At 65.5% G+C, this 12,194-nt stretch carries 8 protein-coding genes, 1 pseudogene and 1 CRISPR repeat array; of the genes and pseudogenes, 4 read left to right on the forward strand and 5 right to left on the reverse strand.

What is annotated here, in order from left to right:
* The first annotated feature begins 1 nt into the window (after position 1).
* The 4 genes and pseudogenes from csb2 (ACOQPP_RS06745) to csb2 (ACOQPP_RS06760) form a co-directional block, all read left to right on the forward strand.
* Complete coding sequence (gene csb2 / locus ACOQPP_RS06745; RefSeq protein WP_420636122.1) at positions 2–1,705, forward strand: type I-G CRISPR-associated protein Csb2; 1,704 nt, start codon at positions 2–4, stop codon at positions 1,703–1,705.
* Positions 1,698–4,520 carry a type I-G CRISPR-associated helicase/endonuclease Cas3g gene (gene cas3g, locus ACOQPP_RS06750; RefSeq protein ID WP_420636123.1) on the forward strand — a complete coding sequence of 941 codons (2,823 nt, stop codon included), beginning with the start codon at positions 1,698–1,700 and terminating at the stop codon, positions 4,518–4,520. The genes csb2 (ACOQPP_RS06745) and cas3g overlap by 8 nt, the downstream gene beginning before the upstream one ends.
* Positions 4,517–5,440: a type I-G CRISPR-associated protein, Cas3-extension family gene (locus ACOQPP_RS06755; protein WP_420636124.1), complete on the forward strand. Its 924-nt coding sequence runs from the start codon at positions 4,517–4,519 to the stop codon at positions 5,438–5,440. The genes cas3g and ACOQPP_RS06755 overlap by 4 nt, the downstream gene beginning before the upstream one ends.
* Positions 5,437–6,201, forward strand: a pseudogene (csb2, locus tag ACOQPP_RS06760) (type I-G CRISPR-associated protein Csb2); the annotation flags it as partial. The gene ACOQPP_RS06755 and the pseudogene csb2 (ACOQPP_RS06760), both read left to right, overlap by 4 nt.
* Positions 6,202–6,215: 14 nt before the next feature.
* Positions 6,216–7,864: a CRISPR direct-repeat array (repeat unit 36 nt; unit sequence GCTTCAATGAGGCCGGGGCGAATCCGCCCCGGAAAG).
* A 217-nt stretch (positions 7,865–8,081) separates the two neighbouring features.
* Here csb2 (ACOQPP_RS06760) and cas2 read toward each other — a convergent pair.
* The 5 genes from cas2 to ACOQPP_RS06785 form a co-directional block, all read right to left on the reverse strand.
* Entirely contained in the window at positions 8,082–8,375 is a 294-nt protein-coding gene (gene cas2 / locus ACOQPP_RS06765; protein WP_420636125.1) for a CRISPR-associated endonuclease Cas2, read from the reverse strand.
* A 12-nt stretch (positions 8,376–8,387) separates the two neighbouring features.
* Positions 8,388–10,022, reverse strand: a complete 1,635-nt coding sequence (gene cas4g/cas1g / locus ACOQPP_RS06770; RefSeq protein ID WP_420636126.1) for a CRISPR-associated endonuclease Cas4g/Cas1g — start codon at positions 10,020–10,022, stop codon at positions 8,388–8,390.
* A gap of 278 nt (positions 10,023–10,300) precedes the next feature.
* A complete protein-coding gene (locus ACOQPP_RS06775) occupies positions 10,301–10,495 on the reverse strand; it encodes a hypothetical protein (RefSeq protein WP_420636127.1) in 195 nt (64 codons plus the stop codon).
* Positions 10,496–10,544: 49 nt separating this feature from the next.
* The gene (locus ACOQPP_RS06780; RefSeq protein WP_420636128.1) at positions 10,545–11,714 is read right to left on the reverse strand and encodes an aminotransferase class V-fold PLP-dependent enzyme; all 1,170 of its coding nucleotides are present in this window, start codon (positions 11,712–11,714) and stop codon (positions 10,545–10,547) included.
* A gap of 25 nt (positions 11,715–11,739) precedes the next feature.
* The gene (locus ACOQPP_RS06785) at positions 11,740–12,165 is read right to left on the reverse strand and encodes a hypothetical protein (protein WP_420636129.1); all 426 of its coding nucleotides are present in this window, start codon (positions 12,163–12,165) and stop codon (positions 11,740–11,742) included.
* Between the last annotated feature and the right edge of the window lie 29 nt (positions 12,166–12,194).

Genomic DNA, 12,194 nt, shown 5'->3' on the forward strand with positions numbered 1-12,194 from the left:
GATGCTCGATGCAGGGCAGTTCGCGGTCGAGGTGAACTTCCTCGCAGGCCGGTATGTCGCGACATCGCACAATGATCGTCGGCTAGGCGAGTGGCCGCCGCACCCGGCCCGCCTCTTCTCCGCGTTTGTCGCGACGTGGGCGGACGAGAACGACCCTCTGGAGCGGCGAGCGCTTGAATGGCTTGAACGCCAACCCGCTCCGGCGATTGCTGCGTCCGATGCCGTCCCGCGACGGGTGTTGTCGCATTTTGTGCCCGTGAACGACACCTCGGTCTTTGACCGCGCGTTACGGCAAAAGAGGCCGAACGAATTCTACGAGCTATGCGACCAGCTGCACGCGGAGCTCGTTAGGTCGGCTGGCGAGGTGACAACAAAGGCCGACCGCATGCAGAAGAAGCTGGCCAGGAAGAAGAATCTCGGGGACACGCTGGCCAGGGTGGGCAAGACGCCCGTCAAGTCTGCAGAGGCGATGTTGCCGGACGGCCGAGGCAAACAGGAACGGGCGTTCCCGTCCGTTTCTCCGGATGTCCCCCGCGTCACGTACATCTGGAACACATGCCCTTCCGATGGCGTCAAGGATGCGCTCGACCGGTTGCTCGCCCGCGTGACTCGTCTCGGACATTCCTCGTCCCTCGTATCGTGCCGCATCGTTGAGGAGCCGCCGAATCCCACGCATCTGGTCGTCGTCAACGGAGGGGGCACAAGGATGCGGGCCGTAAGAGCCGGCCAGTTGACGGCGCTGGAGGGTCTTCATCTTCGACATCAGCAGGTTCGGCCGAGAGCGCTGCCGTACGTTGTGGCCCGCTATCGGGGCGCGGAAGTAACGGAGGAGGAGCCGATAGCGAGGCCCAATACTGCTGGAGAATGGATCGTTTTCGAGTTCCATCCCGCTTCCCGCGCATACCTGTCGTCGCGTGCCGTCGAACTGGCGGCGGCGATGCGGCGAGAGATCCTGTCTCGGGCCGAGCGTCCCCTGCCGGAGGGTATTAGCGGTGTGCGCGACGACGGAACGCCGACATCGATGCCTCACATGGTGATCGTACCGATCCCGCATGTCGCCTTCGAGCACGCGGACGGACGGATCCTCGGGTTGGCCGTATCCGTGCCCAACGCTTCTGCTGAGACGACGCAGGATGCGATCTACCGCTCGATCGGCGGGTGGGAGCGCGCCGCCTCCCGGCGTGTGGGAATTTCCACGCCGCAGCTGAGTCTGAAGTTCGGCCACGATCATGAGCTTGGACTACGGAGGGTCGTCGGACCTGTGGATCTAATCTCGTTGCGGTCCAGCATCTGGCGCGGACCGTCCCGCCGATGGGTCTCCGCCATCCCCATCGCCCTCCCGAGGCACCCTGGTTCGCTCTCGCGTGGAAGCGCCGCAGCTCGCCGGGAGGCGTGGGGGCGCGCGGAAGCAGCTGTGAGGCTTGCTTGTACCCATGTTGGCCTTCCCGCGCCGATGGTGGTGAAGATGTCTCTCTCTCCCTTGATAAGGGGGGCGCGGAAGGTCGCGCAGTTCCCTGCGTTCCGCCAAGCCGGACGCGAGGGGAAACCGGTGAGGCGCCAACTCGTGCACGCGGAGCTGCTATTCGCTGATCCTGTTCGTGGGCCACTAACGCTCGGGGCTGGCCGGTTCGTGGGTTTAGGCCTGATGCGCCCGCTGGCCGAGCCCTCGACCCAACGGGGTGAACGGGACGTGACTAGTGGCTGAGGTCGCGGGCAGCGATTTCCGCCCCTTCTTTCGGGACGTTCATGGCTACGAGCCTTTCCCGTGGCAGGAGCGACTCGCTGATCAAGTGCTTGCCCAAGGGTGGCCAACGGTCATCGACTTGCCGACCGGAACCGGCAAGACAGCCGCCTTGGACATCGCGGTGTTCGCGCTTGCTGCGCAACCCGAGACGGCACCTCGACGCATCGTGTTCGTGATCGACCGGCGCATCGTCGTCGACCAGGTGTGTGTGCGCGCCCATCGGGTCCGGGATCGAATACGAGCCGGCTCAACGGACGTTCTCCGCCGCGTGGACGAACGGCTTCAAGCCCTGTCTGGGGGCAAGCCGCTGGGTGTGATGGCCCTACGCGGCGGCATTCCGATCAGCAGGGAGTGGACGCTGCGGCCGGACCAACCGTGGGTGCTCGTTTCCACCGTGGACCAGTTCGGCTCGCGTCTTCTCTTCCGCGGCTACGGGGTGACTCCCAAGATGCTCCCGATCCATGCGGGACTGGCAGGTAACGACTGTCTCGTGATCCTAGACGAAGTACATTTGAGTGTCCCTTTCGCGGAGACGCTGGAGCAGGCCTCCAGACTTCCCTTCGGTCCGATTCCGAGGCGATTCCAGACTGTGCGGATGTCCGCCACACCGGACGAGCTGGGCGGTGAACCCTTCCGTCTGGATCCCATTGAAGATGTGGAGGGCTGTCCCGAGCTTCAACGTCGAGTTCGCGCCGAAAAGAGTGCTCGGCTCAAGCAGGTGGGAAACCGCAAAGCGGTGCCCACCACCGTGCTGAAGCTCATCCGTGACATCACGAAGTCCCGAGAGGGCGTCACCGCAAGCACGCTTGGCGTCGTCGTGAATCGCGTTGGGACCGCCCGATCAACATACGAGGTGCTCGCCGGCGCGGGCTTCAAGACACATCTCCTGACCGGACGCATGCGTCCGCTGGACCGCGTGCAGGCGGTCAGCGCCATCGAGCCCGCGGTGGATCCCAGCCGGTCGGAGACCGACGACGAACTCACGGTCGTGGTGGCCACGCAGGCGATCGAGGTGGGGGCGGACTTCAGCTTCGACGCGCTCATCACCGAGTGCGCCCCCGTCGACAGCCTCCGGCAGCGTTTCGGCAGGCTTGACCGTCGCGGCACCCTTTCCGAACGCCGGGGTGCGTCGGCACCAGCTTGGATTCTGGGGATCAAGCCGGAACTAACGGGAAAGCGAACCGATCCGATCTACGGCGACGCGGTCAAGGAGACCTGGGCCGAACTCCAGCGGCGCATGAACGGTGGATCGATAGATGTTGGAGCGGACTCCCTCGCCGACTTCCCGGCCGAGGCCCTCGCCCCACGACTCACAGCGCCCTTGCTGCTCAAGACGCACATGGATGCGTGGGTGCAGACCAACCCCCAGCCGATCATTCAACCACCAGTCGACTGGTTCCTGCATGGGATCGACGAACGGAACCGAGCCCCCGATGTCTCGATAGTGTGGCGTCACGACCGCACTCCCGATGCGCTAAGGCTGGTCCCTCCCCGGCAGGCCGAATCTCTGCCGATACCGATTCACGCAGCGAAGTCCTGGTTGGGCGGCCGTGAGGAGATTGACTTCGCCGACGTGGTAGCGATCGCCGACGTTGGCGCGGACGATGACTACCGCGTGCCGGATTGCATTCGGTGGCGTGGAATCGGCGAGGGGCCGGAGTGGGTCAACTCGGCTCAGGACATTCGCCCCGGCGATATTCTGGTCGTGGACCCCGACCGGGGTGGCCTGCGAGCCGGCACATGGGATCCGTCCTCGACGGAGACCGTCGCCGACCTCGGCGACGAAGCTCAGCTCGCGCACCAGCGCAGAGTAACGTTGCGGCTCGACATGAGACTGTCCTCGACAGCCTCGTTCTCACACGATCCTCCCGCACCAGAGGACGAGCTTGACGGGCAGGTTCGCTCGATACACGAGCGCGTGCAGGAGTGGCTGGAAGAGCAGGCCGCCGGCGAGGCGCGGCTCCCGGCGTGGCTCTACGAAGTGCTCGATATCCTGGGTGCCCGCAGAGAAACAGAGAGGCGGACTAGCACAGCCTTCGAGCACCATCTCGTCCAACCGAGCGAGGGTGACGCGCGTGGAGGATATTATGTTCTGACCCAACGCGATCCCGTTGCGGGCCGACCGACTATCGATCCCTCGGTAATGGACGGTTCCGACGACGCGGGATCCATGACCGGCAGCGCCGTAACGCTTCGTCAGCATCTTGACGGGGTCGCAGCGCGGGCGAGGGGTTTCGCGGAGCGCCTTGGAGTAGGGGCCACCCTTGTGAATGACCTGCACTTGGCCGGGCGGCTACACGATCTCGGGAAGGTAGACCCGCGCTTCCAAGAGCAGCTGGTCGGGGGCGACCGCGTGCAGTTGGCGATGCTTGATGAGCCGCTCGGCAAGTCTCCTCCGGACGTGCGCCGCGTGCAGCGATATCCGGCTGGGATGCGCCACGAAATCGCCAGTGTCGCAATGATTCAGTCCAGCGGCGATATCCTCGCGTCGGCGCATGATCCCGAGCTGGTTCTGCACTTGGTCGCGACCCACCACGGTTGGGCTCGTCCGCTACCGCCTATTCTCGAGGATCCCGACCCTCAGACATTGACCCACACCGTTGAGGGACATTCGCTCGAAGCAAACTCGGATCTTGCCAGGAGTTCGATGGCACCGGACATGGCCGACAGATTCTGGCGGCTCGTGGAACGTTACGGCTACCACGGGTTGGCGTGGCTCGAAACCGTCCTGCGACTTGCCGATCAAAGGCAAAGCGCAAATGAGGAACGAACATGACCGGAACCCGTCTCACCGGACTGGACGGCACAAACCCGCTGGGATTCTTGGGGGGTCTCGGGGTTCAGGTCGCCTTCGCTTCAACCCAGCCGCAGCCGCGCCTGTGGTGGAGTGACGACATCGCTCCGCGAGCCGTGGTTGACGAATTCCCGGTCGACTGCATTGTGGATCAGGCCATCCCGGTCTTCAGGGAGTGGAGCAAGGGCGCCGCGCTGAATCCAGCTGGACCCGGTGGGGTACCGCTCGCTAGAGCAGACGACTTGAAGCTCGCTCGGGGAGATATTCGCGTCTATCTGGAGAGTGTTCAGGAGAACGGACCAGCCGCGTCGCTGAGTGCGGCACTCGTCGCCGAGGGCAGTGTGGACAATAAGGGTTCGGCGAAACCAACCGACCTTTATTTTGCAGCGGGACAGATGAGATTCGTTGCTATGGCCCGTAAGATACTCGAGAACGTCAAGCCCGAGGAGGTCAAGGCTGCGCTCACGGGCCCATGGACCTATGCGAGCAAGCTCCCGTCGTTCATGTGGGACGTGGCCGATGATCGGACCTACGCCTTGACGGCAAACAATCCATCCGAAGACAAGAAGCTCTCGAACCCTGGAGTGGAGGCACTGGCGATTCTTGGACTCAGCCTGCACCCCGTCTTCGGTACCCGTGGCCGCACACTGACGCGTGGTTGTTCGGGAACGTGGAAGAAGGGCCACTACTCGTGGCCGCTATGGTGGAAACCTGCTTCGCTGGGCGCCGTCACATCGCTCCTAGCTCACGCCCACGGAGCTGCTGACGACAGGCGGCACTGGTTTCGATCCTGGGGCGTCTCGGCGGTATTACAAGCTTCGATACGGCGGTCCAGCCAAGGAGGCTACGGCACGTTCGCTCCGGCGGAGATCCTCTGGCAAGACAATCAAGCGCCGCAATGACCGACTCGGTGCCTCACTCGGTCTTTGAGCCGACTCTCGTGGTTCTTCTCCTCCAGGGCAAACACGTTTCGTTGTGCGAGACGCTCAGGGTGACAGAAGCGCTTCGCGGGCTCCTCCTGCGGGAATGCCCAGAACAACCGCCGCCGGAGTGGTTCAGCGGCCACACCACGGACGGGGAGCCGACGAAAGAACCGCACTTGGGATTGACGCCGCTGCCCTTCGTGGATTCTGCGCGCGCGGATGGAAGAATCAAGGGGCTTGCCGTGGTCTTGCCGCGCCACCTTGCTCGAGAGGACGCTCGGAACTGTCTCGAGCCCATCCTTCGCGATCCGGACACCGGACTGCCGCGGCGGCATCGATTGTTCGCCGGTCGGCATCTCGATTGTGAGATTGCGCTTGACACGCGCGCGGATCCGCCGTGGAACCTCAGTCCTACGGCTTGGACCGGCGGCGAACACGGTTCGCGCGTCTGGGCCAGCGTGACTCCCGTCGTCCTGAACCGTCACTACAATGGTGCAGATCGGTGGAAGAGAGCGGCCGAGAGCGTGAAGACCGCCTGCGGGCACATCGGACTTCCCCGCCCCCGAAAAGTGCGACTGCACCCGACTCCAGTCCTCCGCGGCATACCGCCAGCCGAGAAGTTCGTGCAGGTGACTCGCAAAGCGGACGGGGGCCGTTGCGAGCACAGCCACGCCCTTCTGACCTTCGACGAACCGATACGCGGACCGGTCCTACTGGGAGCGGGCCGATTTCGAGGCTACGGCCTGTGTATGTCACTTCAAGGAGGCCGGGGCGAATCCGCCCCGGAAAGGCAGAGACGCTGCCCGGCCGGAATGCGCCTCGCAAAGAAGCTTCAATGAGGCCGGGGCGAATCCGCCCCGGAAAGGACCTTCGTACGGCCGGTGAGCCGGTCGATGGGGCGCTGGGTCGCTTCAATGAGGCCGGGGCGAATCCGCCCCGGAAAGGATCCTGTCCTGGTGGCCGACGATCTTCCGGCCCGAGGGGCTTCAATGAGGCCGGGGCGAATCCGCCCCGGAAAGATCCGGCATGCGCGCGACACGGGCCAAGGCGTACGGCTGCTTCAATGAGGCCGGGGCGAATCCGCCCCGGAAAGCAGGCTGACGTCCACGAGGCACAACGCCCACGCGTCCAGGGCTTCAATGAGGCCGGGGCGAATCCGCCCCGGAAAGTGGGGTTCTCTACGATGGATGACATCGCAGGTGTGGCAGGCTTCAATGAGGCCGGGGCGAATCCGCCCCGGAAAGCCCCAACTTCTGCCGCAGTGCGGTCGAGCACGGCGCGCCGATCAGCTTCAATGAGGCCGGGGCGAATCCGCCCCGGAAAGTCATGGCGCCGGTCCCATCACTGGAGCACAGGTGGCCGGAGTGCTTCAATGAGGCCGGGGCGAATCCGCCCCGGAAAGACGCTCGTGGCCCGGCCCGCGAGGTCGCTTGCCCGGCTGACGTCGCTTCAATGAGGCCGGGGCGAATCCGCCCCGGAAAGCAGGATCCGGCCTACAGCGCCGCGCTGAACGGACAGCAGCTTCAATGAGGCCGGGGCGAATCCGCCCCGGAAAGACATGCCGTCCGAAGCGATGCGCGCACCCGTCCGATAATGGCTGCTTCAATGAGGCCGGGGCGAATCCGCCCCGGAAAGCTTGTCTCTCGCGCGAGTTCGGAGCGTTGTCTTCTCTCGCCGCTTCAATGAGGCCGGGGCGAATCCGCCCCGGAAAGTCCGTCGCGCCGTAACGATCGATGGTTGTTACCGTCCCGTTTGCTTCAATGAGGCCGGGGCGAATCCGCCCCGGAAAGGTGGCGAGGGGACGTCCGCGCAGACTGGTGACCATTTCTGGTTGCTTCAATGAGGCCGGGGCGAATCCGCCCCGGAAAGGATGCCGCCGATGAGTTGGCCCTGCGGCGTCTCGGGCTGCTTCAATGAGGCCGGGGCGAATCCGCCCCGGAAAGCCGCCCTCTCATGCTACAAGATCTGGATGACGTAGTCGCCGCTTCAATGAGGCCGGGGCGAATCCGCCCCGGAAAGCCGCCGGAATTCCGATTCTGGAACAGCCTCCCGGACACCCTTACCGGCTTCAATGAGGCCGGGGCGAATCCGCCCCGGAAAGCCCATCGGTAACCCGGAAGATGCCACTACGGCCCTCTATCATGGCTTCAATGAGGCCGGGGCGAATCCGCCCCGGAAAGCGCGCCTCGCGGTGCGCCCAGTCGCCGTCCGCCTCGATGCTTCAATGAGGCCGGGGCGAATCCGCCCCGGAAAGCTGTTCTCGACGGACTGCCACGCCTTCGGGTACCCGTCGCTTCAATGAGGCCGGGGCGAATCCGCCCCGGAAAGCCTGCGGCTGCTCCGTCCCGACCGCGTGCGGATCAAGTCGCTTCAATGAGGCCGGGGCGAATCCGCCCCGGAAAGCCACCCCGAGCCACGTCTTTGTCCAACAACGGGATGCCGGGGCGTTTGCGACCGCTGGGCTTCGAGGCCGCGATGGGACTAATAACGTCTCACACACACCTGATTGTCAAATAGCTAAGGCGTTGCCCGGCCTTCGCTAACGGTCGATGCGACCGCTCCCGGATCAACGCTCAGCACCGGAGTGCTCGCGCCGTAGCCAGGCAGTCCCGCCCCCACGTCATACTATGAGGGCGCGCCTCGTGGGGGCAGCATACGTTTTCCCGAGGCTTTCGACGCGTGGGCTCACGCGGTCGGCCAGCCCCACGTCAACGATGAGGACATGGTCTTCCGATGGCTTGATCAGCTCCTCAAGGTCAGCCGCCATCTCCGAGCGACGACGGGCCGTGAGCCGACACTGGAACACCGACAACTGCAACCAGTACCCGTACCCCTTCATCGTCTTGAAGACTTTCTTCCAACGCTTCGGGTCGGCGATATCGTAGGTTACGAAATACACGCGTTCCGCCGCCACCGGGAGCCGGTCCTACCTCGGAAGGTAGTGCGGGTAGGAGGCGATCTCGCCCTGGAAGTGGCGAGCGAGGAGACGGGCCTGGACGTCGATGAGGCGTCGCATCGACACGCTGTAGCCAAACACGGGATGCGTAGTCTGAGTATCCACCCGACGCTCGAAGGCGGCGATGAACGCCCGCCTCCCCGCCGCCTTGAGCGAACAAGCGGTCCCGTTCATGACGAAGTCGCCCGGCTTGATCTCGCCGTTGTTCACGACCTGTATGACGGTGGAGTCAGCCACGATCGACCGAAAGGGTTCCATCAGGTCGAGAGCCAGGGCGGGCCTCCCGTGCCGCAGACGGTGATAGAGGCCCATGTACGGATCCAAGCCCGTTGCGGAAATGGTGTGCGTCATGGCCCGCGCCAGAAGCGCGTATCCGAAGGACAGCATTGCATTGGTGGGATCCGATGGCGGACGGCGGTTGCGTGTGGTGAAGGAGAACTCGCCGAGACCATTGTCGCGGCCCTTGGCCAGCATGCGGTCGAAGCGCCCGAAGTAGATCGCCGCGGCCTCGCCCTCCCACCCGAGGAGTTCCTGCACGTTCTCCGCATGACGCGCCCGGCGGGCGACACGCGTCAGTCTGGCCAGCGCCTCTTCCTTCCCCTCGCCACCGCGTTCCGCGCGCCAGTTCCGGCGCAGCATCGTCCGCGAGTTGCGAATCTTGGCGTCGACCAACCCCCGCGCGAAGCCGAGTCGGCGCTCGTCGCTGAACGCGGCGCGGTATTGGGCTTCGCGCACCGCGACGTTGCCGTTACCGGTACCGATCGTATGGCCGAGAAACCAGCCTCCCGTGGAGAACCAAGACACGGGTATCTCGGCGCGCATCAACGTATGAAGAGCAGGCGTCGTAACCGACACGGGCCCGAACAGGACCACCTGGGAGACGTCGATTAGCGGCACTTCCACCTTGTCCTCGTCCATTTCGACGATCAGCCGCCGGCCCCGTTTGCGCAGCCTTGCGCCCGGGGTCTGGACGTATAGAGGCAGCGCCGGGTCATCCGAGGGATTGAGTGGACGTGGAGTGCGTCCCGTCCTGAACAGGTTCGTCTCGTCGGGCAAGCATATTCCCGCCAGCGAACAGCGCGGGCACTTGGGGCTATCCTCCAGAGGAGGCGGCCGCACGCCGTTCTCGGCGGCCGCGCGAAGATCTCGAATCGCCTCCAGCGTCCTTGCGCGCAGCTCGTCGTCCAGGATCACCGGGACGCGCTCGCGCGAAGCCGCGTACCAGATCGCGGCCCGTTCGACGTTGTAGCCGTTGTCTTCCAGGATCATCGCCTGTACGCAGAGCTGGACGCGTTCCGGCTCGTACGCCCCAACGTCGACGTGCGGGCGTTTTCCTTTCTTGAAGTCCACGGGCATGACGAGGCCGTCGCGTACGTCGAGCAAGTCCATTTTGGCGATGACGCCCAACCGCTCGGATGACAGCGTGACGGAGCGGACGCGAGCCGTTTCTCTCCCGAGTTCTTCCGGTGCCGCCAGCCGTCCCGAATCCTTGTCCACGCGGCTGTGGGCACGTCTGCCCTCGGCGGTATCCGAACTCTCCGCCCACTCTCCCTCGACCCACTCCAGATACGCGAGCCGCGGACAGTAGACCCACTCGTTGACCATCCGTGCCGGGATGAAGGGGGTTGGGGATCGAGCACTTTCGCGCGCGGGTGAAGCGTCGAGACGGACGGGCCGGGGGATACGGGGGGCTGCCCGCCGACTCGGTGTAATCCGCGTCTTTCTGCCTTCCATGAGCGTCTCCAAGTGGACGAGATAGCCCGTATTCCGGAGACCGCCGCGCGCTACGCTTCTTCGGGCGGCACCAAGGGCTCTAGGTCAATTCCGAGGCGAACTCTTCGGCATCGCGCGCTGCCCGGAGCATGTCCAGGAGCCAGGCTTCGTCATCCCGCATAGATGGTCCTGGCCGATCGGAGGATCGCCTTTCTACGCAGGTAGTTGCGACTCTTCTCGATCCCCCGCAGTCCGAAGTCTTCCCGTACGACGGAACCGAACAACGCCAGTTCGGCGATCCGCCACCGCTTGCAGACCGCGACGACCAGATGCTGCGGAACGTCTATCTCACCCGGGATCTTCATGGCTCGATGGTAATGAAGTTCCCGGTGGCGCGGTAGCGGCGGGCCCTGTCTACACGAAGGCCGCGAGGACGCGTCGGAGGGCCTCTACGTCGGAGGCGTCGTTGTAGACGTTGGGGGAGACGCGCAGCGCGTCGCCGCGCAGGGAGGCGTAGACGCGGGCGGCGGCCAGGCGCGCCTCCAGTTCCGCGAGGTCGCACCCCTCGGGGAGGCGGACGCCGAGGATGTGTCCGGCGCGCCACGCGTCGTCCTCGATCGCCCACCCGCGGGCCCGCAGTTCCTCCGCCGGACCCGCGAGCAGTTGCCGGCAGTAGTCGAGGATGCGGGCCGGTTCCCACGCGAGGATCCGGTCGAGCGCCTCGATGAGCATGGGGATGAGGATGAAGTTCGATGTCTGCCCCGCGTCGTAGCGGGCGGCGCCCCCCCGGTACGCGTCGGTGTAGTCCACGAGGCCCTGGAAGTCCTCGGACCCGCGGCGCGAGATCCACGTCTCCTCGAGCGGGACGCCGTCGTCGAAGCGGGGGCCGAAGTAGCCGAGGCACGTCTGGTACGGGCCGAGGAGCCACTTGTACCCCACGCTGATGAGCGCGTCGGGGCGGATGCGTTCGACGTCGAACGGGATGGCGCCGATGGACTGTGAGCCATCGATGACGAGCGCGGCGCCGACCTCGCGGGCCCGGCGTCCGGCCGCCTCGAGGTCGATCCGGGTGCCGTCGGTCCAGTGGCAGTGCGGGAGGGCCACAACGGCCGTATCGGGGTCGATCGCCTCGAGGAGCCGTTCGTTCCAGAGCGCACCGGAGGGGGGCGGGCCCGGGCGCTCGACGGTCCGCACCTCGCAGCCGTCCTCGGCCGCGCGCCGCCGCCATGCGTAGACGTTGCTCGGGAACTGCTCGCCGAGGATGACGATGTTCCGCCCCGCCTCCAGCGGCAGGTTCCGGGCCACGGCCGCGATCCCGTAGGACGCGGAGGGGATGAGCGCGATTCGCTCGGGCGCGGCGTTGACGAGGCGCCCGAAGCGCTCCCGTGCGCGGTCGCAGTCGGTGAAGAACGCCGTGCTCGGGAACGGGGTCGGAGAGAGCTTCTGGCGGATGCCCTCCATCCCGGCCTCCGCGACCGAGCGCGGCAGGGGGCCGAGATAGGCGCAGTTCAGGAAGTGGGCGCCTTCGTCGAGCGCGAACCGGCCCTTCTGGCAGGCGAGTGCGGGTGCGATGGCGGTGGTCAATGGGCTCCGGCTGCCTGCGGGCAGCTCAGCACGGGGGGTCGGTTGTCGTGAAGCCCGCCGGACGTCGCGGAACGTCGAGTTCGGCGATTCGCAGTTCCACCACGCTCACGCGTGCCTCCAGCCGGTCGAAGCGCGCATCGATGCGCTCGTGGTCGGCGACCTGCCTCTCGCGCATGGCAACGAGTTCGTTCCGAACGTCGGCGAACTCATGCCGCGCGTCGGCAAACTCCTGGCGCACACCGACGAATCCGTCCCCGAGGAGCACGAACCGCTCGCGGAGGTCGACGAACTGCGTGCGGAGGCCATCGAACTGCGTGCGGAGGCCGTCGAACTGCGTGCGGAGGCCGACGAACTCTTCGTGCATGCCGGCGAACCTCGACTCGAACCTGGCATCCACCGCCTGTACGATGGCCTCGACCAGCTCGGCGTCGCGACCGTTGAGTTTCGTCATGTGAGAGAGGGCTCCTGTGGGCGTCGGAA

Origin of the sequence: Candidatus Palauibacter sp., assembly GCF_965222475.1 — a bacterium.
Lineage (GTDB): Bacteria > Gemmatimonadota > Gemmatimonadetes > Palauibacterales > Palauibacteraceae > Palauibacter.